The following is a 25,721-nucleotide window of genomic DNA, read 5'->3' on the forward strand; positions in this document are numbered from 1 at the left end:
TAACGAGAGAGACTGGCCTGATCACCGCCTGGAACCATGGCGCCCCCGTCCGGCCGACCGCTCCCGCCCTACCCGGGGGCCGCTCTGCGCCTGCTCGGCGGCCCCCTGTGAAACCCTCGCCCCGCTCCTACGCATCGTCCGTCGCACGTGGACGGCCTGGAGAGATCGTCCACACCAGATCAACTTCGTCGGAAAGGCGCTGCCGTGACGGCTGCCCACAGAGCGGGCAGCCGTCGGCGTAGGCGCTCAGTCCTCCGTGTGTCCGGTGAGATGTTCGGACGAGTTTCCGTGGGTGGCGCGGTATTCGAGGGTGTCCTGTGCGGTGACGATCGGGACGAGGCGTTCGTACTCGGCGTAGTCCTCGTCGGTCATGATGCTGATGGCGTCGGCGACCACGGAGCCCTTGGGGAGCTGGTCGAAGTACTTCCTGATCAGGGCGACGAAGTCGTCCCTCATCGCGTCGACTTCGTCCAGCCACTCGTTCTCGCGCCGTATCTGCTGGTGCCCGGCGGCCTTCTCTTCCGGGGTGATGGTGACGAGCAGGCGCTGCTCGGCGAGGGTGAAGGGACGCCCGTCACGGTGGTATGCGCGCTGGGGGTCGTCGAGGTGGCCGTGCCAGTCCACGTCGGCGAAGAGCGCGACGACGTCGGGGCGGAAGTGGGTCTGGGGCATGGGCGGTTCCTTCTGCAATGTCGTGTGGATGGGGTCTGAGCTGGTGAGCGCTTCGCGGTGAATCGCGGGGTGGTGCGCGGGGCATGAGGTACCTCCATGACTCGCGGGACAGGGGCTTGGGGTGCGGGCGGTCAGTGGCGGGTGCGCGGCCCGCCGGGCTGGGGCGCCGGGCCTGGCGCCAGCCGTGGTGCCGGCGGTGCGGTGCGGGGTGTCTGTGCGGTGTGGGTGGTCTGTTGGATGCGCCAGGCGAGGAGCCGCGCGGGGTACCGGGCGTCGTCGAGGGGCCGCTGGGCGACGGCGCGGAGGACTTCGACGGAGTCAAGGCCGCTGGTGTCGGCGCGGGCGAGGGTGGCGGCGAGCGCCTCCCAGTCGGCGGCGTTGAGAATCGTGTCGGCGTGTTCGGGCAGCACCATGCGGACGACATGCTCGTACCGGAGCCGGACCACGGGACTGCTCGGCCCTGCCCGTTTGACGGTGGCCAGAGCGGTGACGGCGGCCTGGTCCGCGGCCACGTGGAGGTGGGTGAGGGCATCACGCGTCGCGGTGACCTGCTGGTCGTGGTGGTGCAGGTGGTGCCATCGGAGGGTGGCGGCGGTGGCGAGGACGATCGTGTCGAGGAGCAGGGCCAGGAGTGTGCCGTCGGTGCTGTTCGGGGGTGGGGTGCGGAGCATGGTTTTGACGGCTGCGCGCAGGCGGGCGGCGTGGTGGTTCTCAGCCTGGATGCGGGAGCGGGAGGCGCGTTCGAAGGCTGCGGCTGCCTGCCGGAGTTCGTGTTGGTAGGGGGCGGGGGTGAGGAGGGGCAGTGCGTCGAGGGTTTCGCCGAGTGCGGTGATGTGGGCCTGCGCGGCCGGCGCCGTATCGTGCGCGAGAGCACGGGGAATGTCCTCGGCGGCGGTGATCGCGTCCTGCCACGGCCGTGCGGTGGCGGCGGTGGCGGTGAGCCGTTCGCTGATCCTGGGCCACGACAGGTCCGGTGCGAGTTTCGACCCGGAGTACCAGATCGGCTCCGCCTCGCTGTTGGTGTCACCTTCGAGGGCGAGGGTGTAGCCGCGGATGTCGCCGGAGGGGAAGCGCTTGACGTCGACGAGCACCCCCTCGGTGTGCTCCAGCAGGGTGAGGAACTCCTCCGTGCTCGTTGCGGCGGCCACCGCCGTGCGGGCTGCGGCACGCAGACGCTCACGGGCCGTTGTCTTGCTGCCGGCGCGTTTGGCTTTCTCCTGCTCGGCGCGGGTGGGGCGTTTGGCGGCGGTGCGGTCGCCGCGTACGACCTGGTGCAGGCCGTAGTGCTTCTCGATGGCGGCGAGTTCACGGTCCGCGGTGAGGTAGTCGTTCCAGTGCCGGGCGCCCCGCAGGTCCGCCCGCACGGTGGTTGCGGCGATGTGGATGTGGTCCGGTGCGTGCCGCACGGCGACCCACCGGCACCCGTCCGGATCACCGTCGGGGGCGATGCCGGTGGCGTGAACGACGCGGCGGGCGATGTGGGCCCATTCCTCGTCCGTGAGGTGGCGGTCGCTTCCGGCGGCGCGGACCGAGCAGTGCCACACATGCTTCTCCGGGGCGCGGCCCAGCCTCTTGGCCTGCTTGACGTGAAGGTCGAGATCCGCGACCAGGAGCTTCCTGACGCCGTCGGGATCGTCGGCGCGGCCGGGATCCGGGGCGAAGCCGTCCCAGGAGCCCACCAGGTGCGGATCCGTGTGGCCCTTCGCCTTCTCCGTGTCGAAGAGGTAGCGGATGAGGCCGGCGGTGCTCTTGCCGCTGCTGATCTTCGCGATCAACGGACGGCCTTCTTGCTGACCGCCTGGTTCGCGGCCTGTGCGATGTCCCGCACGGCCGCGCCTGCGGCGGTCAGGGTGCGCTCGGTCTGGGCGAGCAGGGCGCTGTCCCCGGGGTGTGGGTGGCCGCCGGAGTGGAGCTTCTTCGTGATCTGGTTGATGTTGCGGCCGATGTGGGTGATCTGGGCGCGCAGCGCGTTGAGTTCGTCGATGTAGTCGTCCAGCGGGGTGCGCTGGCCGGGCAGGGCGAGGTCACCGTGCACGTGGGCCATGACGACAGCGCCGACGTAGTGGGCGGCGGCGATGTTCAGCGGCTGGGCCATGCCGAGGATGTCGGTCTTCTCATCGACGCTGTAGCGGACGTCGACACGCTCTTTGCGCTGCTCGGTTTGGCGCTCGCGGCGGCGGGCGACGCGGTGCAGCGCGGCTTGATCAGCAGCACGCGGCAACGGCACAACAGCAGACGCAGAAACGTCAGTGGGATCGTCCTGCTCGGGCACCCCCTGGTGCCCGAGCCCCTCCGCCACCCCCGGGGCGGAGATTCCCCCGTTGGACCGGCCTTTGGACGGTCCAACGGCATACCTTGCTCCGCTGGTGCTGGTGGCTGTCATCTCCTGCTGAGGGGTGGGCTGTTCGCGTTGCTGGTCAGTCATGGTGTGCAACTCCGGGGTCGGTAAGTGATCGGGCTGGGTGTCATGCGCCTGGCGGGTCAGTCAGTGGGCTCTGAAGCGGGGGCGTCGGTGGAGCAGGGGCTCTGAGAGGGAAGGGCGGACGCGTGGGGAACGTCCGGTCACCGGAAGTCCGAACTACTTCCGGACTTCCGGTGACTGAGAGGCGTGAGGCGGTCAGCCGGACCGCTGGGCCGAGGGACGCGCTGAGTCCCGCTCCTTCTCAAGCACCTTGAAGACCTTCAGCAGGCGCTCGTTGGAGGCTTTGCGTCCCTGCACGTTCCGAATCTCGTCCGTGACTACGTCGCGGTCGATCCCACCGAGCCGTTCGACCACGGGTCGGGCGATGGCCAGCAGCTCGTCAAGCGAGGCATTCGGAGGCCGCCCCGTACGCCGAGGAGCAGGCGCCTCCTGAGGCAGCACCGTGTCGGGCAGTTCCGGCGCACTACGGGCGGGAGAACCGGATGGGCCGGTGAGTTCAGGACTGCCGCCGAGCGACTCGCCCTCCGCCTCCGCAGCCAGGACCGGTGGTTCCGGCGTCTCGGCGGACGCGGTGGTCGGCAGGTCGGCAGGCTGGTCGGAACTCGTGCCCGGACGGCCTGCGGGTTGGTCGACGAGCTGGTGGATCTGCCGCATCAGGACACCGAAAGCGAGCAGGGCTGCGGTGGGTGGGACCGCGGCGACGAGGTAGTCGAGCAGCGGCAAGGTGCCAGCACCTCCTGTGCCGCTGACGCCTGCGACGTTGAGGGCGATGGAGCCGACCGATCCGGTGGCGGTCACGGTGATGGCCCATCCGTCGGTGACCCTGCGCAGACCGGCGCGGAGCATCAGGAGTTCGCCCGCGACGATGAACGCGTCCAGCGTCGCCGGCCACGCCCATTGACGGACGGGTGAACCTCCCAGCCCGTGCTTCCCGGCGACCTCGGCGAGATGCGCGTAGGACAGCCAGAACGCCCCGGCGGTCAGGGCCACGATGACAACGCCGGCGGCCACGAGTGTGTACCGCTCGACGGTGTGCTTCGTCATGTGTTGGCCCTGCGTCGTCGCGATGGTGGTCTGGTGCTGGGTGGTGGGGTGGGGCAAGCGGGTTCTCCTCAGGTAGCGGTGGTCCGTCCTGGCGGGCGGGGTGACATGGCGGGGATGCCCGGGACGGCACAACTGGGGTGGGGCACTGCCTCAGCGAGGGCAGGGCCGCCGTGGGGGCGGGAGTCGTACCACTCGTTGCGTGCCTGGTCAGGGCAGGTACGGGTGGAGTGGTGATGTCGAGTCGACTCGTTGCGGGGTCTTCACTCGTCCCCGTGCTGAGCTGGGCGGGGACGGGTGCGACGGGACGTTCCGGGTCAGGGCGCGGTGCCGGGAAGCGGCTCTGCCACGGCTGCGGGTGCCGGTTCGGGGCAGTAGCGGGCCCAGGCATCGAGGAACTGGTTGCGCGCGAAGCCCTTGGCCTGGGTGCCGTCGGGGAAGCGCCGGTTGGCCGAGCTGATGCCGTAGGGCTTCAGGAGCAGTTGCAGGCCGCGCGGCGTCAGACCGCCGGCACCGTACTCCGCCCACGGCGCTTCCCTGTCCGCGTTCAGTGCCTCCAGCAGGCGCTTGGTGGCCAGCACCGCCGGGTCACGCTCGGCGCCGAAGGCCCGGCGGATCCCGACCAGCAGGCGGGTGCGCAGACCGCCTTCCTCGTCCTGCCCCGCCTCGTAGTCGCTCATGGCCTGGCAGGCGACGCGGACAAGCGCGGGCCAGTCACCTCCGGCGAGGTCGGCGACGATCACCAGCGGCTCCCACGTGTCGGCGGCGCGGTCCTCCACCGGCATCACTGGTTCCCGGTCCGCCGCCAGCGTGCCGAGGGGCTTCAGCCAGGAGGTGAGGCGGTCGCGCAGGGCGTGCAGTGCGGGGGTGTCGCGGTGGGTGCGGAAGGCCGCGACCTTCTCGCCCGGTGCGCGGCGGCGCATCCGGATGACGACCGACCGGTCCATGATCGTGTCCGGCAGGTCGTCGATTCCGGCGAGCGCGGCCATGGCGAAGGTGGGGAACTGGGTCGGCTTGTGCTCGGGCCCCGAGACCCGCAGCGTGGGTCGGTTCCGCTGGTGCCCGGCGTTCAGCAGGCCCCGGAGGTCCTCGTTGCGCTCGGCTGCCTTCGCGGTGCCGAAGAGGGTGTCTGCCTCGTCGACCAGGAGCGTGGGCGGGTTGTCGTCGGTGATCGACCGGAAGATCGCGGCGGGACTGGCGTTGACCGTGATCAGGCAGTTGTGCACCGTCTCGGTCAGAACGTCCAGCAGTCTCGACTTGCCGCACCGCTTCTCCGGAGCGACCACCGCCAGACGCGGCGCGTGCTGCCAGGCGGGCTGCAGATGCGTCGCCGCCACCCACAACGTCACCGCCGTCAGAGCCTCAGCCGAAGGCAGGATCATGAACTTCGCTATCTGCTCCCGCAGTTCGTCCAGCAGCGCCGAGGCATCCGCAGTCTCCGGCTCCGACGGCACCTGATCGGTGGGCTGGTCCGCCGAAGCGGCGTCAGGCGCAGCCTCACCGAGGTGCTGGCCGGGGACGGCTACGGGCGGCCACGACAGCCTGCTGGGCGTGGAATGGGGCTCGGCTTGGGGCTGTTCCACCGGGCGGCTCCTTCTCTGGCGGTGGCGGGCCTTCACGCCCTTGCCGCCGGGTTGACTCACGGACCGCTCGGGGCCGCTGTGGCCTTGGGCGTTGCCGCGCCGGAGGGCCACTCCGTTTCCCGAGGGAACACGGACCGTACGTCCACGCCCGGCAACAGTCCAGCGTTTCTGTGTCAGCTCAACGCAGAACCTTCTGCTACGTTGCCGCGCCTTCACGCCGCCAGCCCCAGCAGACCCAGCAGATCCGCCGTCACCACCCGGTACGCCTTGCCCAGGCGCAGAACCTTGCACGGGTACTCGCCCCGCTTCGCCAGCTCATACCCCTTGCTCCGGCCGAGTCCCAGAGCACGGTTGCCCGTATCCAGGTCAACCGCCACCGGCAGAGCGAGCAGCTCCTCCCGGCTCATCCCCTTCGAACCCTTCAACCGGCCGTCGGCCGCGTCTTCGCGCATACGGTGCGCCCCTTCTCGGTACAGCCCTCGGCGAACGCGGCAACCACGTCCGGCTCCAGGCGACACCAACAAGGATCCTCAAGCTAATGTGTCTCCATGACACAACATGGTGTGGATGCTGATGAGGACGACTTCCCGGAATGGGTGGACCGCGTCCAGGCGAACGTGGCCGGCGAAGTACGGCGCAGGAGAAAGGAGATGAGGTGGAGCGCGCAGGAACTCGCCGACGAGTGCGAGCGCCTGGGGCATCCCATCCCGCGCAACGTGATCGCCAACATGGAATCCGGACGCCGCGCGAGCCTTCCGCTGGTCGACGTCATGGTCCTGGCCGCCGCCCTCAAGACCTACCCGGGCTGCCTGATCTTCCCCGTCGGCTACGTCGAAGAGACCCAGGAACTGCCCTTCCAGTACCTCGTGCCCACCTGGACCGCCCTGCGGCGCTTCACCGGCGAGGAAGACGTCTCGGATTACGACGCAGGGCTGGTACCCCACTTCGAAGCCCACACCAGCCTCGTCCACACCGCCATCGCCGCACTCGAAGAGGAAGAAGAGGCGCGGTTCGCGGCCAAGACAGCGACGAGCCGCGCCGAGAAGGAAGAAGCCAAACGCAGACGGATCACCTACGGAGACCAGGCCATCATCGCCAAGTACAAGCTGCGCTACCTCCGCCGCGACCTCCGCGACGACGGAGCCACCCCGCCCGACCTCCCACCCGCACTCGGCGACGTCGACACCCCCGAAACCATGACCAGCACCAACACGACCCCGGAGGACCGCCTTTGAAGGGCTCCACACACCGCCGCTGCTACTGCCGCGACCCCAAGACCGGCAGACCACTCGGCAAGAGCTGTCCCAGACTCACCAGCCGCAAGCACGGCTCCTACTCCATACGCCAGGAACTCCCACCCCGCGAAGACGGCACCCGCCGCTCCTTCAACCGCGCCGGCTACGAGACGCGGAAGGCTGCACAGGGCGACCTTGATCACGTCCGGGCCCTTCTCGGTCTGGCTGATTCCGACGACTCCGAGGGGCTGGTGCAGCTAGCGGAGTTGCTGGAAAAGGTGGCCGATGAGAAGGCATCGTTGCCGGACATCGAGGGCACGCGCAGGCGTCTCAGTCACGGCCTCGACCTGACGAACCGGCTCACGGTCGGTGAGTGGCTGGACATGTGGCTGGCAGGCAAGAAGGGCCGACCAAGCGCCATCAGCCGCGATGAGAGCAACATCAGGGTGCACCTCAAACCGAGGATCGGGCACCTACGGCTCGACCGCCTCCGGGTCGCGCACCTATCAGAGTTGTTCGAAGCCATCGCCGAGGCCAACGTCGAGATTGCCGAGGGCAACGCAGCCCGTCGAAAGGCGTTCGAGGATCTTGGCCGGATCCCTTGGAAGGGGCGCGAGCACCGGGCCCGCCGCAAGGCGATGAAAGCGGCTATCGCAGAGATGGAGCCCTACCGGCGCATCGTCGGTCCGGCCACGCGCCAGCGCGTCCGCTCCACGCTGCGGGCGGCGCTGAATGTCGCGATCGCCCAGCAGCTGATCACCTTCAACCCCGCGTCCCACGTCGAGTTGGAGGCCGGCAAGCGCCCCAAGGCCCTCGTATGGACCGAGGAACGCATCATCCATTGGGAGCGGACCGGCGAGAAGCCCTCGCCGGTGATGGTCTGGACTCCGGAGCACACCGGACTCTTTCTGGACCATGTCGCGGAAGACCGCCTCTACGCGCTGTTTCACCTGGTCGCCTTCCGTGGACTTCGGCGAGGCGAGGCGTGCGGTCAGAGATGGACCGACACGCACTTGGACGCCGGGCTCCTCACGGTCGCCAGGCAACTCGTGGTGAACGGCTGAGAGGTGTACGAGGACGACCCGAAGACGGACGCCGGAGCGCGCACCATCGCCCTCGACTCCGACACGGTTCAGGCCCTCAAGCGGCACCGCGCCCAGCAGGACGTGGACCGCAAGGAGTGGGAGAACGCCTGGGTGGAGACCGGGCGAGTCTTCACCCGCGAGAACGGAGAACTGCTCCACCCCGCCAACGTCACAAGGCGGTTCATCGAGCTGCACGAGGAACTCGGGCTACCGCCGATCCGGCTCCACGACCTCCGTCACGGTGCCGCCACCCTGGCTCACGCGGCCGGTGCCGGCCTGAAGGACATCCAGGAGATGCTCGGTCACTCCTCGATCACCATCACGTCGGACACGTACACGAGCCTGCTTCCCGAAGCGGATCTGGCAATCGCAGAGGCTGCGGCCCGGCTCGTTCCGCGAGCGCGAGCAACCCCCGAGAACACTGCCCCCGAAGAGGGGGAGCCCGACGGTGCGCAGTCTGCGGGCGTGGAACCCGTGCCGGATGGTGCTGATCCGTTGGGAGGAATTCGGGAGATCAACTTCCCGTCCGCTCACGCACCGCTCACGCAAACGGCCTCGGACGAGGAGTCCGAGGCCGAGTAGGGGCCCTTCCTGGTGAAGAAACCCCAGGTCAGAGCGGTAACGCGCTGTGCCCCCGGCAGGATTCGAACCTGCGACACCCGCTTTAGGAGAGCGGTGCTCTATCCCCTGAGCTACGAAGGCGAGGCTTGTGCGACACCTTGCGCGGATCTCGCTGACGAGTCGCGGCCAGGTCTCTTGGTCAAGCCCTGAGCGATTTGGGTTGGGCCGCTACGTCGTAGGGTCACGCGGAGCCCGCGTGGTACGGCGCAGCGCCCGCCAGAGCGCTCGATCCACAGGGTACCGGATCGGGGATCGGGCGGGCGCTGGTGTGGAGGAGCCGGGTGGGAGGGGCAGGCTGTGTGGCTCGGCACGGGACCTTCCTCGTGCAGCGCGCGGCCGGTCGAGTTCTGGGTGAGGACGAATCCGACGGTCAGGAGTTGCTGGGCTTCCACGCCGTAGAAGATGAGACGTCCGTTCCGCAGGGAGGCGTCGAGTTGTTGTGAGTGATCCGCGTCCGCGTTGCTGCGGTAGGGGTAGACCAGCTGATGGGTGCGGGTGAATTCCGGAATCTGCTGCAAGTGCTCGGCGCGGTAGAAGTCACGCTCCTCGTCGCTTTCGCCGGGTGGCTGTTCTCCCGCAGGGACGAGTTCTTCGGTTCCGTCCGCGTAGTGAATTTTCTCCGCAGATTCAAGAATTCTTCCGTTGATCGGTGTCACGGCACACAGTTAGAGCGAGGGCGACGATGCCGCTACTTTCCACAGCCGAAGAAGTAGATGCGTGGCTGACAGAAGCAGGATGGCACCCGGGACGCGATGTCGGGGAGGAGGCGGCGTCCGAAGCGATCGCGGCCGTGGTCGAGCGATACCGTTCGTACGGCGTGGATATCGAGCCTTCCGCACCTGCCTTCGCTTTCATCCGCGAGCACACGCTCCTTCGAGCCGTCATCGACACCGCTCCGGAGAACTTCGCGATATTCACGCCGCATCTCGTATTCAAGGGAGACGCCGAGGAGATCTCTGAGCTGGCCGGGGATCTTGGAACGAAACTATTCCCTGTCGGATACGACACGTACGACGGCTCCACCATACTCATGGACGAAACCGGCCGGTTCTTCTTTTCGCACCACTCCGGGGCGTATTATCTCGGGCGCGAAAAGTACGAGGCATTGATCAGCCTGATGAGCAGTGAGATGGAAGATGCGGAGGACTACCTTGTCTGACCTCGTTCCCGGCGTGGCCGCGTTGTCAGCGGTGCTCAGGGCTGTCGTACTCGTCGAGCCGGTGGCCGATGGAGCGACGTGGGCGCTGTTCCCGGCTGCCGAGCGGGCATCGCGCGAATTCCACGGACTGCGGGGATTCAAGCAGGCGGAGCGATGAGTTCTGGGTGGCTTGGCAGTCGTTCGATGCGGTGGGGCGTGCGTGCGCCTCGTTCGGATGCGAGAAGGGGAGAGCCGACATGCTGCTCAGGAACAAGGCCGCTGTGATCTACGGCGGCAGTGGAGCCATCGGGGGCGCCGTGGCGCGGACCTTCGCGCGCGAAGGGGCGCGGGTCTTTCTCGCCGCCCGTACCCCCGGGCCGCTGGAGGACGTCGCCTCCGGGATCAGGGCCGAGGGCGGCGCCGTTGAGACCGTCGTACTGGACGCGCTCGACGAAAGAGCCGTGGACGCGCATGCCGACGATGTCGCCGAGCGGGCGGGCGGTATCGATGTCTCGTTCAATCTGATCTCGCACAACGATGTGCAGGGCACCCCGCTCTCCGACATGGCACTCGCGGATTTCGAACGGCCCGTCGTGACCGCCCTGCGGACGAACTTCCTGACCGCGCGCGCCGCCGCACGCCATATGAAGCCGCGCCGCTCCGGTGTGATCCTGGTGTTCGGGGGGTACGGCGATCCCACGCCCGAGTTCAGCCTGGGCGGGCTCCAGGTCGCCTTTCAGGCGCTCGACTCGCTGCGGCGCCAACTGGCCTGTGAGCTGGGGCCGTTCGGGATCCGGGCGTTGACGCTCCAGACCGCGGGCATCGTGGAGACGCTTCCCGCCGGCTTCGACGGGCGCGAGGCCATCGTCCACGACATCGAGCGGCGCACGATGCTGAAGCGCGCCGCGACGCTGGAGGACGTCGGGAACGTGGCCGCCTTCGCCGCCTCCGACCGTGCCCGCTCCATGACCGCGACCGCGCTCAACATCACCTGCGGGACGCAGGTGGACTGATGGGTTGAAGGATTGATGGACTGGCCGCGCATGTCCGCCGGGGACGCGCCGGGCGGCGGACGAAAGCGGCCCGGGTCGACTCCGTCAAGCCGGTGGAGTAGCGTCGCCCTCGTACTGAGCAGGCGCTTAGAGAGATTCCCGAGGTGCCCGTGTCGCACATGCTCACCGCGCCCGGGGCGCCCTTCGCCGTCGTACGCGCCGAGAACGGCTCGCTCGTCTACGCCGAAGGGCCGCGCACCCTGCGCGAGTTCGTCGAGCCGACCTGGACCTTCGGCGATCAGCCGTTCCTGGTGGCGGAGGACCGGACGTATACGTACGGGGAGTTCTTCGCCGCCGCCTCCGCCCTCGCCAACCGGTTCGTCGGTACGTACGGGCTGCGCCCCGGTGACCGCGCCGCCATCGCCATGCGCAACCACCCCGAGTGGCAGATCGCCTTCTGGGCCGCCCAGTTGGCGGGGCTGATCGCCGTACCCCTCAACGCCTGGTGGACCGAGGCCGAGTTCACGTACGCGCTGGACGACTGCGCGCCGCGCGTGCTGCTCGTGGACGGTGAGCGGCTGCCGCGCGTCAGCCGATGGGCCGCGGGGCAGGGGCAGGGGCAGGGGGAGGGCGAAGGCGGGCGCGAGCCGGTGCGGATTGTCGTCTTCCACCACGACGGCTACGACGGCAACGACGGCGCGGCTGGCTGCGCCGGCGCGGTCGGCGCCCGCGTGGAACGGTACGAGGAACTCCCCGCCCCCGATCCCGCCACCGCGCCCCCCGACGTCGAGGTGCGCCCCGAGGACGACGCCACCATCATCTACACCTCGGGGACGACGGGACGGCCCAGAGGCGCCGTCGCCACGCATCTCGCACAGGCGGGCGCGGCCATGAACCCGCGCTTCCAGGCCGCCGCCTCCGCCCTCGGGCGCGGGCAGCTGCCCGGCCAGGGGCCCGCGCCCATCACGCTCATGACGTTCCCGTTCTTCCACGTCGCGGCGTTCACCAGCCTCTATTCGGCGATGGCCGTCGGCGGCACGCTCGTCCTGATGCGGAAGTGGGACGCGCGACGGGCCCTGGAACTGATCCACGAGCACGGGGTGACGCACTACGCGGGCGTCCCGGCCACCGCGCTCCAGCTGCTGGACGAGGCGACGGCCGCGAACGACCCGCTGGAATCTCTCGTCATGCTCGCCACCGGCGGAGCCGCCGCGCCGCCCGATCTGATCGCCCGCCTCACCGCCCGCTACGGGGAGCGCATCGAAGCCCGTAACGGGTACGGCCTGACGGAGACCTCCGGCGGCGTGCTCGCCAACTTCGGCGCCGACTACCGGCGGTTCCCGGCGAGCGTGGGACGTCCGACGCCGGTCACCGAGGTGCGGATCGCGGACCCGGCCGGCGAGACCCTGCCCGAGGGAAAGGTCGGGGAACTGTGGCTGCGCGGCCAGTCGCTCGTGCGCGGCTACTGGCGGGACGAGGCGTCGAGCGGGCGGGCGTTCTCCCGCGACGGCTGGTTCAGGACCGGTGACCTCGCGGTCGCACGGGACGACGGGCGCGTCAGCATCGTGGACCGGCTCAAGGACATGATCGTCCGCGGCGGCGAGAACGTGTACTGCGTCGAGGTCGAGGACGTACTCCACGCCCATCCGGACGTCATCGACGCCGCCGTGCTCGGCGTCCCCCACCCCGTGCTGGGCGAGGAGGTCGCGGCGGTGGTGCGGATCAGGCCGGGCGCCGGGACGGACGCCGGAGAGCTGCGGGCCCATGTCGGCCGTCGGCTCGCCGCGTTCAAGGTGCCGGCGCATGTGCTCGTGTGGGAGGAGCCGCTGCCGCGTAACCCGACCGGCAAGATCCTCAAGCGTGAGCTGCGGGACCCGGTCGCGGAGCACATCCGCGCACGCGAGGAATGACGGTCACGCACGAGGAACGACTGGCGCGCGCGAGGGAGGAAGGACTGGCGCGCGAGGAAGGACGCGAGGAAGGAAGGGAAGGAGCATGCGGGGCCGCCCGGAGACGCTCAGGACCGACCGCTTCCCCATGACGCTCAGGACCGACCGCTTCCCCATGACGCTCAGAACCGACCGCTTCCCCATGACGCTCAGAACCGCTTTACCCTGATCTTGAAACTTCCGTCCGGCTCCTGCTCCAGCACCGAGATCCTGATGCCGTTCTCCTGGTCGGTGAAGGTCTGACCCGGCCGGTACGGCGCGTCCGACAGTTCCGCGTGCACATTGGGCCTGCGCGTACAGCCACCGCTGTTCGGCTTGCCGTCCGCGACGGTGATCGGGCCGCGGCCCGTGTCGACCCCCGAGTCCACGCGGTAGATCAGGACACCCGGCTCGCAGACCGCCTCGTCATTGCCCTCGCGCGTCCGTACCTCCACCGCGTACCCCGACTCCTTGGAGATCGGTACGAACGCCAGCTTCGGCCCGCCCGTGGTGGCCAGCGGACCGAGCACATGGTCGCTGATGCCCGCACCGGACGCGCAGCGGATCTGTTCGTCGTCGAGCCAGCCGAGCTTCCACTTGTGCCAGCCCAGCAGATCGTTGTTGGCGCCCCAGTCCTCGGACATGATGTCCCAGTGCCCGACCGAGCCGCCGCCGTCCATCGTGTAGAGATCGGGCAGTCCGAAGACATGGCCGTTCTCGTGCGGGAGCACCCGGTAGCCGGTCTCGGCGTACGACCCGGAGCCGTCGTCCTGGCGGCTGTAGACGAACGACGTGTTGGAGAGCGGGGCGCCGTCGGCGTGCGGGGCGTCCGCGTTGCCGGAGAAGGTGACGGACAGGACGGTGTCCAGCGCCGAGGGGCCCGCGTTGGGTGTCACCAGCACGTTGACCAGGTCGTACGCGCTGAAGTCCACTGCCGGGTCGGTCACGGCCACGATGTCGTCGACCAGCTTTCGGTAGCCCGGCTCGTACGGTGACCCGCGCGCGATCCCGTACTCCGCGAAGGGCAGCGGCATCCGTACCCAGTCACGCAGCGGGGCCTCGGGACGGTAGTCGAGCCGCCCGTACGAACTGGTTCTGAACCACTGCGACGTCTTCGGGAAGAACTCGGAGAGCCGGTCGAGCGCCTTCCCCGTGCCCGGCGCGTCCGGAAAGTCGATCATGAGGTTGAGAGCGCGGATCTTGCCCGTGGAACGGGAGTAACCGGCCGGGGTGGGCAGGCCCTCCGACATCTGTACGGCGATGTTCGAGGTGATACGGCACGGGCCGAGGGGGGAGCCCATGGCCAGTCCAGGGCCCCCTGAGGCGGGGCTGGTGACGTGGAGGGACGAACTCGCCGTGGTCAGCGCAGCGAGGGTGAGCGCCGTGAGGCCGGCGATGGCGGTGAGCCGGCGGGGACACTTGGTGCGCCTGAGGCGGCCGGAGGGCCGGGGGCGGGGGCGTCGGGCGCCTCCAGCGCCTCCAGTGCCTTCCGTGTCCTCCGTGTCCTCCGTGTCCTCCGCGTCTTCTGCGTCTTCTGCTTCTTCTGTGTCTTTGCTGGTTCCTGTGGCTCCGGCACTGCCGCCGGCTCCGCGTATCTGACGCCTCTGCTGCATGCGGTCGCCCTTTACGTCCGCGGCAGTCGGCCGTACTGACTGCGCTGTTCGATCACCCTGCGTCGCTCGGCGTGTCGGCGCTCGCTGGGTGCGCCGATCGTGGGTTCCTGACACCGAATGGAGCAGAGTGACCCAGCTCACATGTTTGAGTGAAATAACCGGGGATGGCTTCCCCGTTTGCACGTGTGTCTCTGGGAAACGGGGAAGCGATCCCCGCTTGCGACCTACGAGCTACACGACGTCGTACTGCGACGACGTACGACGACGTACGACGACGACTGCGACGTACTGCGACGTACTAGACCGACCGAGGGAAGGGCCCGACGTGACCGCCACCGCAGCTGAAACCCCAGCGCGCCGAGCGCCCCGCCCGCGCGCGGACGCTCTGCGCAACCGGGAGCGGATCGTGGCGGCGGCCCGTGAGATGTTCGTGGAGTACGGGGCCGACGCCCCGCTCGACGAGATCGCCCGTCGCGCCGGTATCGGCAATGCCACGCTCTACCGGCACTTCGCCGACCGGTACGCCCTCGTTCACGCGGTAGTGCGCTCCGTCATGGAGAGTGTCGCCGACCAGGCGGACCGTATCGCCGCGGAGGAGCCCGACCCGTTCATCGCACTGCGCCGCTTCGTACACGCGGCGGCCGACGAACGAGTCGGGGCGCTCTGTCCGATGCTGTCCGCCGCGTTTGACAGGGAACGTCCCGATCTGGACGCCCAGCGTGTGCGTCTGGAGACGGTCGTAGAGGGGCTCATGGAACGGGCGCGTCAGGCCGGGCGGTTGCGTACGGATGTCGCCGTCGGCGATCTGATGGTCGCGCTGTCCCAGCTCACCCGCCCACTGCCCGGCACCGGCTGCCTGGATATGGACCGGTTCACCCACCGGCATATCCAACTGTTCCTCGATGGCCTGGAAGCACCCGCCAGGTCCGAACTCGTCGGCTCGGCCGCGACTCTGGAGGATCTGCGCCGCGCCGCTCCGTGACGCGCCCTTGAACCAACGCACCGGCCAGGCCCGCGAACCCCGGCGGCCAGGCCCCCACCGTCCCAGTAGTCCATCCCGTGACCGAGACGGCTCCGGCAGTTCAGCTGTTCCGGCAAGCCCCAGTGGTCGCGCCCGGTTCAGAGGTTCGCCGGCGCATGTCCGTACCCGTGCCCGCGGCCAGCGGCCCGCTCTCCAGCGGCCGCACAGAGACTCCGTTGACTCCATGACTTCGTAGGTCACGCAGCGTCGCGTGCGCTTACGTACGTTTTCGCCTTTACGCATCCTTAGGTGGATACCTCCATGTCAAAAACAGCCGAAACGCGGCTCCCCGATCCAGGGGCCACGGCCGCCGACCCCAGCCGCTGGAAAGCGCTGGTGTTCATCGCCCTCGCGCAGCTGATGGTCGTACTCGACGCGACGATCGTGAACATCGCGCTGCCCTCCGCCCAGCAGGACCTGGGCATATCGGACGGCAACAAGCAGTGGGTCATCACGGCCTACGCCCTCGCTTTCGGCGGTCTGCTCCTCTTCGGCGGACGTATCGCCGACCTGTGGGGCCGTAAGCGCACGTTCGTCACCGGCCTCATCGGCTTCGCCGCAGCGTCCGCCATCGGCGGCGCGGCCAACAGCGAGGGGCTGCTGCTCGGCGCCCGCGCGCTCCAGGGCGTCTTCGGCGCGCTGCTCGCGCCCGCCGCTCTGTCGCTGCTCGCCGTGACCTTCACCGACGCCAAGGAGCGGGCCAAGGCCTTCGGCATCTTCGGAGCGATCGCCGGTGGCGGTGGCGCCGTGGGTCTGATCCTCGGTGGATTCCTCACCGAGTACCTGGACTGGCGCTGGACGTTCTTCGTCAACATCCCGTTCGCGATCGTCGCCGCCCTGGGCGCGTACTTCGTGATCCGCGAGCCCGCGGGCGGCCGCAACCGCTCCGCGCTGGACATCCCCGGCGTCGTGCTCTCCACGCTGGGCCTGGTCTCGCTGGTGTACGGCTTCACCCGCGCCGAGTCCGACGGCTGGAGCGACGCGACGACGATCTCGCTCTTCGTCGCCGCCGCGGTCCTGCTGGTCACGTTCGTGGCCGTCGAGTCGAGGGTCAAGGCCCCGCTGCTGCCGCTGCGCGTGGTGACCAACCGCAACCGCGCCGGTGTCTACCTCTCGCTGGGCCTCGCCATCATCGGCATGTTCGGTCTGTTCCTCTTCCTGACGTACTACCTCCAGGTGGTCGAGGGGTACTCGCCGGTCAAGACGGGCTTCGCCTTCATGCCGATGATCGTGGGCATGATCACGGGCTCGACCCAGATCGGTGCCCGGCTGATGACCCGGGTGGCGCCCCGCTATCTGATGGGCCCCGGCTTCCTGGTCGCCTCCGTCGGCATGCTCCTGCTGACCCAGCTGGAGATCGGCTCCTCGTACACCGGCCTGATCCTGCCGGCGGAGCTGCTGCTCGGCCTCGGTATGGGTACGGCGTTCATGCCGGCCATGGCGCTCGCCACGCACGGCATCGAGCCGCGTGACGCGGGTGTCGCCTCGGCGATGGTCAACACCTCGCAGCAGGTGGGCGGCGCGATCGGTACGGCGCTGCTGAACACGATCGCGGCCTCGGCCACGACCGCGTACGTCACCTCCCACGCGGCGACGGCCACCAACGCGCAGCTGCTTCAGCTCCAGGCCCTGGTGGCCGGCTTCTCCAGCGCGATCTGGTGGGCGGTCGGCATCCTGCTGGTCGCCGCGGCGATCGCCGTGACCCTCATCAACACGGGCCGTCCCGGCACTTCGCCGGTCGCCTCGGGTGCCGAGGGCGTGGAGGACGAGATCAAGATTCCGGTGGCGATGCACTGACGGTCGCTGCTCCACGGTACGGAACCGCCCCGGTGCCGCCGCGATTCAGCGGTGGTACCGGGGCGGATGCGTACCCGTGGTTCGTAGCCGCGGGACGTCGCGACGTCGCGACTCATGCCAGACGGTCGCGGCGTTCCTCGCTCATGCCGTATCTCGTGCGTCAGCGGCGCCAGGGCAGATCCGCGCCCGTGCCCTCCGGCTGGAGCCCTTCCGCCATCACCCGCATGATCTCGCCGAGCTGTCCGACCTGCTCGGGGCTGAGCCGGTCGAAGATCGCCTGGCGTACGGCGGCGACATGGCCGGGCGCCGACTTCTCCAGGACTTCGTTTCCCAGGTCCGTCAGGAACGCGTTCTGTCCGCGCTTGTCGGAGGGACAGTCCTCGCGCTGCACCCAGCCGTGCTGCTCCAGCCGCGCGATCGCGTGCGACAGCCGTGACCTGGTGATTTTGGCGTCCTTGGCCAGCTGCGTCATCCGCATCCGGCGACGCGGAGCGCGCGCGAGATGCACGAGCAGGGCGTAGTAGATGTGCGGCATTCCGGCGTCACGCTGGAGCTGGCGGTCGAGATGGTCCTCCAGCAGTGTGGTGGCCTGGAGATACGCCTGCCAGACGTGCTGCTCATCGCCGCTGAGCCAGCGAGGCTCCTCGCCCGTACCGGCGCCGTTGCCGGTGGATGCCGTGGTCATGTGTTCCACTCTACCCATTCTTGAAAGTTAAACTAGGTTTGGTTAGGATTGTCGGCGAATGCTTGATAGTTCAAGTAGAAGTCGCAGTGGAAACAGCTGGGATCCGTGAACAGAGAGATCCACGGAGAGCGATCCACGGACAGAGGCAGGCCCAACGGACCGGGAGTCGCCATGAAAGCCGTCGCGGAGCGCATGCCCGCCCTCTACCTCTCCCATGGGGCCCCGCCGCTGGCCGATGATCCGGTCTGGCCGGGCGAACTGGCCGCCTGGTCCGCGACGCTGCCCCGCCCCAAGGCGATCCTGATGGTCTCCGCGCACTGGGAAGAGGCCCCGCTCGCGCTCGGCGCGACCGAGACCGTGCCGCTGGTGTACGACTTCTGGGGCTTCCCCGAGCACTACTACGCGGTGCGGTACGCGGCGCCGGGGGCGCCCGAGCTGGCCGACTCCGTACGGAAGCTGCTGCGCGGCGCCGGGACGCCGGTGCAGGACGTGCCGGACCGCGGGCTCGATCACGGCGCGTATGTGCCCCTGGTGGAGATGTTCCCGGAGGCCGACATTCCGGTGCTCCAGGTCTCCATGCCCACGCTCGACCCGCAAAAGCTGCTGGAGATCGGGCGCAAGCTGGCGCCGCTGCGGGATGAGGGCGTACTGATCGTCGGCAGTGGCTTCTTCACCCACAACCTGGCCGCGCTGCGGCACACGGGCGGCGGGGTGCCCAGCTGGTCGGCGGAGTTCGACGACTGGGGTACGCGGGCGCTGCGGGCGCGGGACGTCGATGCCCTGCTCGACTTCGAGCACAAGGCCCCGGCCGGCCGGCTGGCCCACCCCCGTACTGAGCACCTCGCGCCACTCTTCGTGACGCTGGGTGCGTCGGAGGGCGAGCTGGAGAGCTGCCGGAGCGTGATCGACGGCTTCTGGATGGGCCTGGCGAAGAGGTCGGTCCAGTTCGGCTGACGCTGGGGTTCGGCTGGCGGTGCGGTTCGGGAGACGATTCGGTTCGGTTGACGGTGGGGTTCGGCTGATGAGGTGACGAGCCGACGTGCCGATGTTCTGATGCGCCGGAGGGCCGACGGGGCGGCCGCCGGCCCGGCGGCAGGCGCCGGCCCGGCCTGCGCTGAGCAACCAAAGACGGGCGCGAGCCGTCTTCAGGGATGTGGGGTTACAGGGATCCGCAGGGATACGGGACGACCGGGGCCCGGTCCGGATCCCGGCCCTCACCCCTGCTCTGACCTGCGCTTCTGGCCCTCCCCGCGGCACCGGCGACGCCGTCGTGGCGGCACAGGGTACTGCATGATCACAAAATCCATGTACGGCATGGGAATTCTGTCCGGATTCCAGTCGTTGTTTCCTTCGGATGCAGGGCACCCGCAAGGGTGTCGCGACCTACTCAGTTCAGTAAGGGAGCTCGCATGGCAACCCGTGCCGTCGCCCGTCGTACCGCCTCTGGCGGGACGAAAGCGGCAAGCAGTGTTCGCGCTGTAGGCGGGGAGATCGCCGACCGCGACCTGGTCGGCATGTACCTCGACGAGATCGCGCGTACGCCGCTGCTCGACGCCGAAAAGGAAGTCGAGCTGTCCCAGACCATCGAGGCCGGAGTCTACGCCCGGCAGATCCTCGACGGCGAGGTGAAGAGCGAGGCGGGTGGTGCTTCGCACGAAGAGCTCGAGGCGCTGGTCGCCGCGGGCGAGCGTGCGAAGGACGTCTTCATACGCTCGAACCTCCGCCTGGTGGTCGCCGTGGCGCGGCGTTACCCGCGCAGCGGTCTGCCCCTGCTGGATCTGATCCAGGAGGGCAACGCCGGCCTGGTGCGTGCCGTGGAAAAGTTCGACTACGCCAAGGGCTTCAAGTTCTCCACGTACGCGACGTGGTGGATCCGCCAGGCCATCACGCGGTCCATAGCGGACCAGTCCCGGACGATCCGGCTGCCGGTCCATCTCGTGGAGGAGCTGGGCAGGATCCGGCGCGTTCAGCGGGAGTTCAACCGTGAGAACGGACGGGATCCGGAGCCCGAAGAGGTCGCCGCGGAGCTGGGGTCGAACCCGGCGCGGATCAACGACGTACTGGACTGGGCGCGTGACCCGGTCAGTCTGAACATGTCGGTGGACGACGACGGGGACACGCAGTTCGGTGATCTGCTGGAGGACACCTCCGCGGTATCGCCCGAGCAGTCCGTGCTGACGCTGCTCCGCAGTGAGGAGCTGGAGGACCTGATCGGCAAGCTCGACCAGCGCACGGCCTCGATCATCAGGATGCGGTACGGCATCGAGGACGGCCGCGAGCGCACGCTCACCGAGGTGGGCAAGCAGCACGGCCTGACCCGCGAGCGGATACGGCAGATCGAGAAGCACGCGCTGATGGAGCTGAAAAAGATGGCTCGTGACACAGGTTTCGACGCGGCGGCGTGACGTCGCCGTCCTGTAGCCGTAGTGTCCCCCTTACTCGTACTGTCTCTCCGAGCGGTACGTACGGGCCGATACGTCGGCCCCCGAGAGCGAGCCCCGGCACCAACCCCCCCCAGGTGCCGGGGCTCACCTCTGTCCGGGGCGGGTACGAGAGGGCACTTACGGTGTCTCTCCCGGGGCAGCCGGGGCAGCCGGGGTGGTGGGGGTGGTGGGGACAGTAGGGATGGCTGGGGCAGCAGGGACGGCTAGGGCAGCCGGGGCAGTCGCCCGGGTGATCCTCGCCCCCAGTTCCCGCAGGTAGTCCGTCAGCCGGTCCGGCCGGTGCACCGTGAACTCGCAGTCCAGCAGCGCCAGCCGGAGTGCCAGCCACTCCATCGAGTCGTTGACCGAGGCGTGCAGGCGGCAGGAGTCCGGGCCGGTGGCTTCGGGCGTGCCGAGATGGGCCGGGAGCCGCGCCGCCACGAATCGCGCGGGCGCCAGGAAGCTCACGTCCACCTCCATCGCCGGCTGCATCCGGGACATCGACCGGCTCAGGAACTTCGCCGCGTCCCCGGCCGGCAGCTCGCGCGGGCGGAATCGCGCGCCGGTGGCGAAGGGCTCGCTGACCCGGTCGACCCGGAACGTACGCCAGTCCTCCCGCCCGAGGTCGTACGCCACGAGGTACCAGCGCCGGCCGGTGGAGACGAGACGGTACGGCTCGACCTGGCGCTTCGTCTCCGTACCGTCGCCCGAGCGGTAGCCGAACCGCAGCCGCTCGGTGCCGGTGACCGCCGAGGCCATCACCGTCAGGGTGCGCGGATCGATGCTGGCGCCGTCGCCCTGGGTGAGCGGGATCGTCGCGGCCTGGAGTGTGGAGACGCGGTGCCGCAGCCGGGAGGGCAGCACCTGCTCCAGCTTGGCGAGGGCCCGTACGGAGGCCTCCTCGACGCCCTCGATGGCATGGCCCGCCCCGGCGCGGAGCCCGACGGCGATGGCGACGGCCTCCTCGTCGTCCAGGAGCAGCGGCGGCATGGCGGTGCCGGCGACCAGCCGGTAGCCGCCCACCGCGCCCATGGTGGCTTCGACGGGGTAGCCGAGGGCGCGCAGCCGGTCGATGTCGCGGCGGATGGTGCGCGGGCTGACGGCGAGCCGCTCGGCCAGCTCACTGCCCGGCCACTCGCGCGGAGTCTGGAGGAGGGAGAGCAGACTGAGGAGCCGTGCCGGGGTGTCGGTCATGGATCCATGGTGCGCGTTATCTAGGACATGGACTGGCCTAGATGGTCTCTAGCTTCTTCGGCATGAGTTCTTCGCCCGCTTCTTCTCCGCCTTCTCCGCCTTCTCCCTCGACCTCTGTGGATGTTCTGGACAAGGACAAGGCAGCCGAGTCCCGTCCCGGCGCTTCGGACAGTGGCTCGGCCGTCGGCGGCGGCACGGTCACCGCGCCCGCCGGGGACCGTCGTCGCTGGCTGGCCCTGGCCATCGTCATGACCGCCGCGTTCATGGACCTGGTCGACGTCACGATCGTCAATATCGCCATCCCGAGCATCGAGCGGGATCTGGGTGCCTCATTCGGGGCCATCCAGTGGATCACCGCCGGATACGCTCTCGCCTTCGCCGCCGGACTGATCACAGGCGGTCGGCTCGGTGACATATACGGCCGCAAGCGCCTCTTCCTGATCGGTATCAGCGGCTTCACGATCGCCTCCGCGCTCTGCGGATTCGCCGCGACCCCGGAGATACTGGCCGGCTCACGGCTGCTCCAGGGGGCGATGGCGGCGCTGATGGTGCCGCAGGTGCTCGCGATCATCCATGTCACCTTCCCCGCGCACGAACGCGGCAAGGTCTTCGGGATGTTCGGGGCGATCGTCGGCCTCGGCGCCGTCTCGGGACCGCTGCTCGGCGCGCTGCTGACGCAGTGGAACATCGCCGGGCTGGAGTGGCGGCCCATCTTCCTGATCAATCTGCCGGTCGGGATCGCGGGCGTACTGCTCGGCCGGAAGTTCATCACCGAGTCCAAGGCGCCCAAGGCGCTCCGGCTCGACCTGGTCGGCGTGGTGCTGGTGACCGTCGCCCTGCTGATGCTGATCTACCCGCTCACGCGCGGGCGCGAGCTGGGCTGGCCGCTGTGGGGCCATCTGTGCATGGCGGGCAGCGTGCTGGTGTTCGCGGGCTTCGTGGCGTACGAGAAGCGGAAGACGCGCAAGGACGGTTCGCCGCTCATCGAGCTGTCGCTGTTCAGGGTGAAGAGCTTCGCCGCGGGTATCACCGTGCAGCTGACCTTCGGGATCGTTCTGGGCATCTTCTTCCTGGTCTGGACGCTCTATATGCAGATCGGTCTCGGCTGGAGCCCCCTGCGGGCGGGGCTCACGGGAGTGCCGTTCTCGCTCGCGGTCTCGGTCGCGGCGGGGCTGTCCGTACAGAAGCTGGTGCCGCGCTTCGGCCGGAAGGTGCTCCAGACCGGTGCGCTGACGATGGCCACGGGGCTGCTCGTCTACATCTGGGAAGCCGGGCGGTACGGAACGGACATCCACGCCTGGCAGATGGCGCTGCCGCTGACGGTGATGGGGCTCGGCATGGGACTGATCGTCGCGCCGCTGACGGACGCGGTGCTGTCCGGAGTGCCGCGCGAGCACGCGGGCTCGGCGTCCGGTCTGATCAACACGACGCAGCAGATGGGCAGCGCACTCGGGCTCGGGCTGGTGTCGGTGGTGTTCTTCGGTGTGGTCGACGACCGCGTCGGCTCCGCGGCGGCCGGCTCGGCGGTGGTCGGCCCAGGGGCGGTCGGCACGGCCTTCGTGGACGGATTCCAGCACGCGCTGTGGTGGGCGGTGGCGGTGCTCGTGGTGATCTTCGGCGTGATGTTCGCGCTGCCGGCGCGGCCGAAGCAGCATGTGGAGGAGTCGGCGGTGGAGGCCGCCTCGTAACAGTGGGCAACGGCACAGGGAGATCCGCACCGGACAGGCGTCAGGGTGCGGGTCACCGTCGTTCGCGTATCGCCGAGTTGAAGAGCGCGTTGTTGAAGACCGAGGTGAGGACCGAGGTGAGGGCCAAGTTGAGGACCGAGTCGAAGACCGAGTGACGGCCGAATGATGGCCGGGTGATGGCCGATTTGAAGACCGGGCCGAACACCCTGCCGCACACCTGGCTGAACACAACTCAGATCTCCTGCGTATGAAGGCCCGTAGCGCGTAGCGCGTTCCGTCTGCTGCCGACGAGCGGACTCCGTCCCCCACAGGAGGTCACGAGTTGAGCCACAAACGCATACCCAAGCGGAAGATCGCCTTCGCCGGGGGCGGTGCCGCCGCCGTGGTGACGGCCGCGATTCTGCTGCCCCAGGCCAATGCCTCGCAGGACGGATCCGACGCCTCTCCGGCTCCCGCGCCCAAGACGCTGAGTGCCGTGTCCGCGGGCGACCTCGCCTCACGGATCGCCGAACGACTGGGCCCGGCCTTCGCCGGTGCCTACTACGACAAGGACAGGCAGCAGGTCACCGTCAATGTCGTCGGCGACGACAAGGACGCGCGTGCCGAGGCCGCCAGGGCCGGAGCCGTGGTGCGGAGCGTCAAGAACAGCACGGCCCAACTGAAGTCCGCTGCCACGACGTTGCGCCAACAGGCCACCATCCCGGGCACCGCGTGGGCCGTCGATCCGAGGACCAACCAGATCCAGGTCACGGCGGACCGCACCGTCACCGGCGACAAGTGGGACCGGATCGAGTCCACGGTCCGGTCGCTCGGCGCCGACACGGCCCGTATCAAGAAGTCGGCGGGCGAGTTCAAGACCGTCGCCGCGGGCGGTGACGCCATCTTCGGCGGCGGCGCGCGCTGTTCGCTCGGCTTCAACGTCATCGACGGGAACGGCGCGCCCGGCTTCCTCACCGCCGGCCACTGCGGAGTCGCCGCCGACGAGTGGTCGGACGCCGCGGGCGGGGCGCCGGTGGGCACCGTACAGCAGGCGACCTTCCCGGGCGACGGCGACTTCGCGTTCGTCAGCTACGACGACGCCGCCACCGAGGCCCCCAGCACGGTCGACACGGGCGACGGACAGACCGTGGAGATCACCGGGGCCGCCGAGGCCACGGTGGGCCAGGCGGTGATCCGTATGGGCAGCACCACAGGGCTGAACGACGGCTCGGTCACCGGCCTCGACGCCACCGTCAACTACGCGGAAGGTACGGTCACCGGCCTGATCCAGACCGACGTCTGCGCGGAGCCGGGCGACAGTGGCGGTCCCCTCTTCACGGCGGACGGCAGCGCCATCGGCCTGACCTCCGGTGGCAGCGGTGACTGCACCGTCGGCGGCGAGACGTTCTTCCAGCCGGTGACCACCGCGCTGGCCGCGGTCGGCGCTCAGATCGGCGACGGCGCTGCCGGGAACGACGGCGGCGGCGACGCTGCCGGGAACGATGGTGGTGCCGCCGGGAACGACGGTGGTGCGGCCGGTAACGACGACGGTGGTGCCGCCGGGAATGCCGAGGGCGGCGGCGAGGTCGGGAACGACGGCGGTGCCGTTGGAGACGACGGCGGTGCCGCCGGTGACGGTGACGGCGCTGCCGGGAACGACGGCGGCGGGGGAGCCCCCGGGCACGGCGAGGGAACCGTCGGCTACGGCGAGGGCATCGTCGAGAACGGCTGACGCCCGACCCTGTCCGTACCGTGCCCGGATCTGTTTACTTTCTGGAAATCTGGGCGTAGCGTGTCGCCGAAACCACAGGTTCGGGCACGGAACGGACGTAAAACCACATGTACGCACCGGAGCGCCAGCAGGAGATCCTGCGCCTCGCCCGCGAGGGCGGTCGCGTCGATGTGCTGTCGCTGGCCGAGGAGTTCCAGGTCACCGCCGAGACCGTACGGCGTGACCTCAAGGCCCTGGACAGGGCCGGGCTCGTACGGCGTGTGCACGGTGGGGCCATACCGGCCGGGCGGCTCGACTTCGAGCCCGACCTCGCGGAGCGCGAGTCCACCGCCGCCGATGAGAAGGACCGTATCGCGCACGCGGCGCTCGCCGAGCTGCCGGAGGACGGCAGCGTGATCCTGGACGCCGGTTCGACCGTGGCGCGGCTCGCGGCGGCGCTGCCGCTGGAATGCGGGCTCACCGTCGTCACGCACGCGCTGCCCGTCGCGGCCCGCCTCGCCGATCACCCGGGCATCGATCTCCATCTGGTCGGGGGCAGGGTGCGGCACCGTACGCGCGCCGCCGTCGACGCCTGGGCCCTGCGCGCGTACGGCGAGATCCGCGCCGATGTCGTCTTCCTCGGCACGAACGGGTTCTCGCCGGAGGGCGGTCTCACCACCCCGGACCTCGCCGAAGCCGCGGTCAAGCGCGCGCTCGTCGGCGCCGCCCGGCGGGTGGTGCTGCTCGCCGACTCCGCCAAGCACGGCCAGGAACACTTCGCGCGCTTCGGCGCTCTCGCCGATGTCGACCTGCTCATCACCGACAGCGGGCTCAGCCCTTCGGACGCCGCGGCGGTAGAGGCCGCGGGCACCGAAGTGCTGTGCGTCTAGGAG

Annotated in this window: 23 protein-coding genes, 1 tRNA gene and 1 pseudogene; 13 read left to right on the top strand and 12 right to left on the bottom strand. The window is 69.3% G+C overall.

Features of this window, described 5'->3' with window-relative positions; genetic code table 11:
- Positions 1-246: 246 nt before the first annotated feature.
- The 6 genes from CU044_RS03260 to CU044_RS03285 all read right to left on the bottom strand — a co-directional run bounded on the left by CU044_RS03260 (position 247) and on the right by CU044_RS03285 (position 6,170).
- On the bottom strand, positions 247-672 hold the full coding sequence (locus CU044_RS03260) for a hypothetical protein (protein ID WP_129766903.1): 426 nt from the start codon (positions 670-672) through the stop codon (positions 247-249).
- Positions 673-803: 131 nt separating this feature from the next.
- Positions 804-2,447 (bottom strand): mobilization protein, encoded by a 1,644-nt coding sequence (locus CU044_RS03265; protein WP_129766904.1) that lies wholly within the window; start codon positions 2,445-2,447, stop codon positions 804-806.
- Entirely contained in the window at positions 2,444-3,097 is a 654-nt protein-coding gene (locus CU044_RS03270; protein ID WP_129766905.1) for a plasmid mobilization relaxosome protein MobC, read from the bottom strand. Before CU044_RS03270 ends, CU044_RS03265 begins: the two co-directional genes overlap by 4 nt.
- Positions 3,098-3,289: 192 nt before the next feature.
- Entirely contained in the window at positions 3,290-4,138 is an 849-nt protein-coding gene (locus tag CU044_RS03275) for a DUF2637 domain-containing protein (protein ID WP_129767021.1), read from the bottom strand.
- Between the two features lie 314 nt (positions 4,139-4,452).
- The gene (locus CU044_RS03280) at positions 4,453-5,718 is read right to left on the bottom strand and encodes a DUF3631 domain-containing protein (RefSeq protein ID WP_129766906.1); all 1,266 of its coding nucleotides are present in this window, start codon (positions 5,716-5,718) and stop codon (positions 4,453-4,455) included.
- A gap of 212 nt (positions 5,719-5,930) precedes the next feature.
- Positions 5,931-6,170 (bottom strand): hypothetical protein, encoded by a 240-nt coding sequence (locus CU044_RS03285; protein WP_129766907.1) that lies wholly within the window; start codon positions 6,168-6,170, stop codon positions 5,931-5,933.
- 96 nt (positions 6,171-6,266) lie between these two features.
- Here CU044_RS03285 and CU044_RS03290 point away from each other — a divergent pair, with 96 nt between their 5' ends.
- Both CU044_RS03290 and CU044_RS03295 read left to right on the top strand, forming a co-directional pair.
- Positions 6,267-6,953, top strand: a complete 687-nt coding sequence (locus CU044_RS03290; RefSeq protein WP_240045311.1) for a helix-turn-helix transcriptional regulator — start codon at positions 6,267-6,269, stop codon at positions 6,951-6,953.
- Positions 6,950-8,620 (top strand): annotated as a pseudogene (locus tag CU044_RS03295) (site-specific integrase). The gene CU044_RS03290 and the pseudogene CU044_RS03295 overlap by 4 nt, the downstream one beginning before the upstream one ends.
- Before the next feature lie 47 nt (positions 8,621-8,667).
- Here the strand turns inward: CU044_RS03295 and CU044_RS03300 are convergent.
- Positions 8,668-8,740, bottom strand: a tRNA-Arg gene (locus CU044_RS03300).
- Positions 8,731-9,315, bottom strand: coding sequence for a hypothetical protein (locus CU044_RS03305; protein WP_129766908.1), 585 nt, complete (start codon positions 9,313-9,315; stop codon positions 8,731-8,733). The genes CU044_RS03300 and CU044_RS03305 overlap by 10 nt, the downstream gene beginning before the upstream one ends.
- Before the next feature lie 26 nt (positions 9,316-9,341).
- On the opposite strand from CU044_RS03305, the gene CU044_RS03310 reads away from it, so the two are divergent.
- The 4 genes from CU044_RS03310 (at position 9,342) to CU044_RS03320 (ending at position 12,699) form a co-directional block, all read left to right on the top strand.
- Positions 9,342-9,818, top strand: a complete 477-nt coding sequence (locus CU044_RS03310) for an SUKH-3 domain-containing protein (RefSeq protein WP_129766909.1) — start codon at positions 9,342-9,344, stop codon at positions 9,816-9,818.
- Positions 9,811-9,975 carry a hypothetical protein gene (locus tag CU044_RS38305; RefSeq protein ID WP_165371766.1) on the top strand — a complete coding sequence of 55 codons (165 nt, stop codon included), beginning with the start codon at positions 9,811-9,813 and terminating at the stop codon, positions 9,973-9,975. The genes CU044_RS03310 and CU044_RS38305 overlap by 8 nt, the downstream gene beginning before the upstream one ends.
- Before the next feature lie 79 nt (positions 9,976-10,054).
- On the top strand, positions 10,055-10,810 hold the full coding sequence (locus CU044_RS03315; RefSeq protein ID WP_129766910.1) for an SDR family oxidoreductase: 756 nt from the start codon (positions 10,055-10,057) through the stop codon (positions 10,808-10,810).
- 158 nt (positions 10,811-10,968) lie between these two features.
- Entirely contained in the window at positions 10,969-12,699 is a 1,731-nt protein-coding gene (locus CU044_RS03320) for a class I adenylate-forming enzyme family protein (RefSeq protein WP_129766911.1), read from the top strand.
- Positions 12,700-12,887: 188 nt separating this feature from the next.
- On the opposite strand, the gene CU044_RS03325 is transcribed toward CU044_RS03320, so the two are convergent.
- Positions 12,888-14,330, bottom strand: a complete 1,443-nt coding sequence (locus CU044_RS03325) for a M6 family metalloprotease domain-containing protein (protein WP_129766912.1) — start codon at positions 14,328-14,330, stop codon at positions 12,888-12,890.
- Between the two features lie 325 nt (positions 14,331-14,655).
- Here CU044_RS03325 and CU044_RS03330 point away from each other — a divergent pair, with 325 nt between their 5' ends.
- Complete coding sequence (locus CU044_RS03330; protein WP_240045312.1) at positions 14,656-15,312, top strand: TetR/AcrR family transcriptional regulator; 657 nt, start codon at positions 14,656-14,658, stop codon at positions 15,310-15,312.
- A 300-nt stretch (positions 15,313-15,612) separates the two neighbouring features.
- Complete coding sequence (locus tag CU044_RS03335; protein WP_129766914.1) at positions 15,613-17,148, top strand: MFS transporter; 1,536 nt, start codon at positions 15,613-15,615, stop codon at positions 17,146-17,148.
- A 160-nt stretch (positions 17,149-17,308) separates the two neighbouring features.
- On the opposite strand, the gene CU044_RS03340 is transcribed toward CU044_RS03335, so the two are convergent.
- Positions 17,309-17,833 (bottom strand): MarR family transcriptional regulator, encoded by a 525-nt coding sequence (locus CU044_RS03340; protein ID WP_129766915.1) that lies wholly within the window; start codon positions 17,831-17,833, stop codon positions 17,309-17,311.
- 171 nt (positions 17,834-18,004) lie between these two features.
- Here CU044_RS03340 and CU044_RS03345 point away from each other — a divergent pair, with 171 nt between their 5' ends.
- On the top strand, positions 18,005-18,787 hold the full coding sequence (locus CU044_RS03345) for a class III extradiol ring-cleavage dioxygenase (RefSeq protein ID WP_129766916.1): 783 nt from the start codon (positions 18,005-18,007) through the stop codon (positions 18,785-18,787).
- Between the two features lie 455 nt (positions 18,788-19,242).
- Positions 19,243-20,238 (top strand): sigma-70 family RNA polymerase sigma factor, encoded by a 996-nt coding sequence (locus tag CU044_RS03350; RefSeq protein WP_129766917.1) that lies wholly within the window; start codon positions 19,243-19,245, stop codon positions 20,236-20,238.
- Between the two features lie 156 nt (positions 20,239-20,394).
- Here the strand turns inward: CU044_RS03350 and CU044_RS03355 are convergent, their stop codons facing one another.
- On the bottom strand, positions 20,395-21,450 hold the full coding sequence (locus tag CU044_RS03355) for a YafY family protein (RefSeq protein WP_129766918.1): 1,056 nt from the start codon (positions 21,448-21,450) through the stop codon (positions 20,395-20,397).
- Between the two features lie 248 nt (positions 21,451-21,698).
- Between CU044_RS03355 and CU044_RS03360 the strand changes: the two genes are divergently transcribed.
- Positions 21,699-23,138, top strand: coding sequence for an MFS transporter (locus tag CU044_RS03360; protein ID WP_240045322.1), 1,440 nt, complete (start codon positions 21,699-21,701; stop codon positions 23,136-23,138).
- Positions 23,139-23,190: 52 nt separating this feature from the next.
- Here the strand turns inward: CU044_RS03360 and CU044_RS38310 are convergent, their stop codons facing one another.
- Positions 23,191-23,367, bottom strand: a complete 177-nt coding sequence (locus CU044_RS38310; RefSeq protein WP_165371767.1) for a hypothetical protein — start codon at positions 23,365-23,367, stop codon at positions 23,191-23,193.
- A gap of 93 nt (positions 23,368-23,460) precedes the next feature.
- On the opposite strand from CU044_RS38310, the gene CU044_RS03365 reads away from it, so the two are divergent.
- Positions 23,461-24,849, top strand: a complete 1,389-nt coding sequence (locus CU044_RS03365; RefSeq protein WP_129766920.1) for a S1 family peptidase — start codon at positions 23,461-23,463, stop codon at positions 24,847-24,849.
- 107 nt (positions 24,850-24,956) lie between these two features.
- On the top strand, positions 24,957-25,718 hold the full coding sequence (locus tag CU044_RS03370) for a DeoR/GlpR family DNA-binding transcription regulator (protein WP_129766921.1): 762 nt from the start codon (positions 24,957-24,959) through the stop codon (positions 25,716-25,718).
- The last annotated feature ends 3 nt before the right edge of the window (positions 25,719-25,721 follow it).

This window comes from Streptomyces sp. L-9-10 (assembly GCF_004151105.1).
Taxonomy (GTDB): Bacteria; Actinomycetota; Actinomycetes; order Streptomycetales; family Streptomycetaceae; genus Streptomyces.

Bases quoted from the DNA above. Each gene is read 5' to 3' on its own strand.
- CU044_RS03355 (WP_129766918.1), bottom strand. From the start codon at position 21,450: ATGACCGACACCCCGGCACGGCTCCTCAGTCTGCTCTCCCTCCTCCAG.
- CU044_RS03350 (WP_129766917.1), top strand. From the start codon at position 19,243: ATGGCAACCCGTGCCGTCGCCCGTCGTACCGCCTCTGGCGGGACGAAA.
- CU044_RS03345 (WP_129766916.1), top strand. From the start codon at position 18,005: ATGAAAGCCGTCGCGGAGCGCATGCCCGCCCTCTACCTCTCCCATGGG.
- CU044_RS03285 (WP_129766907.1), bottom strand. From the start codon at position 6,170: ATGCGCGAAGACGCGGCCGACGGCCGGTTGAAGGGTTCGAAGGGGATG.
- CU044_RS03360 (WP_240045322.1), top strand. From the start codon at position 21,699: ATGACCGCCGCGTTCATGGACCTGGTCGACGTCACGATCGTCAATATC.
- CU044_RS03370 (WP_129766921.1), top strand. From the start codon at position 24,957: ATGTACGCACCGGAGCGCCAGCAGGAGATCCTGCGCCTCGCCCGCGAG.
- CU044_RS03270 (WP_129766905.1), bottom strand. From the start codon at position 3,097: ATGACTGACCAGCAACGCGAACAGCCCACCCCTCAGCAGGAGATGACA.
- CU044_RS03335 (WP_129766914.1), top strand. From the start codon at position 15,613: ATGTCAAAAACAGCCGAAACGCGGCTCCCCGATCCAGGGGCCACGGCC.
- CU044_RS03275 (WP_129767021.1), bottom strand. From the start codon at position 4,138: ATGACGAAGCACACCGTCGAGCGGTACACACTCGTGGCCGCCGGCGTT.
- CU044_RS03260 (WP_129766903.1), bottom strand. From the start codon at position 672: ATGCCCCAGACCCACTTCCGCCCCGACGTCGTCGCGCTCTTCGCCGAC.
- CU044_RS03340 (WP_129766915.1), bottom strand. From the start codon at position 17,833: ATGACCACGGCATCCACCGGCAACGGCGCCGGTACGGGCGAGGAGCCT.
- CU044_RS03310 (WP_129766909.1), top strand. From the start codon at position 9,342: ATGCCGCTACTTTCCACAGCCGAAGAAGTAGATGCGTGGCTGACAGAA.
- CU044_RS03315 (WP_129766910.1), top strand. From the start codon at position 10,055: ATGCTGCTCAGGAACAAGGCCGCTGTGATCTACGGCGGCAGTGGAGCC.
- CU044_RS03320 (WP_129766911.1), top strand. From the start codon at position 10,969: ATGCTCACCGCGCCCGGGGCGCCCTTCGCCGTCGTACGCGCCGAGAAC.
- CU044_RS03325 (WP_129766912.1), bottom strand. From the start codon at position 14,330: ATGCAGCAGAGGCGTCAGATACGCGGAGCCGGCGGCAGTGCCGGAGCC.
- CU044_RS03290 (WP_240045311.1), top strand. From the start codon at position 6,267: ATGACACAACATGGTGTGGATGCTGATGAGGACGACTTCCCGGAATGG.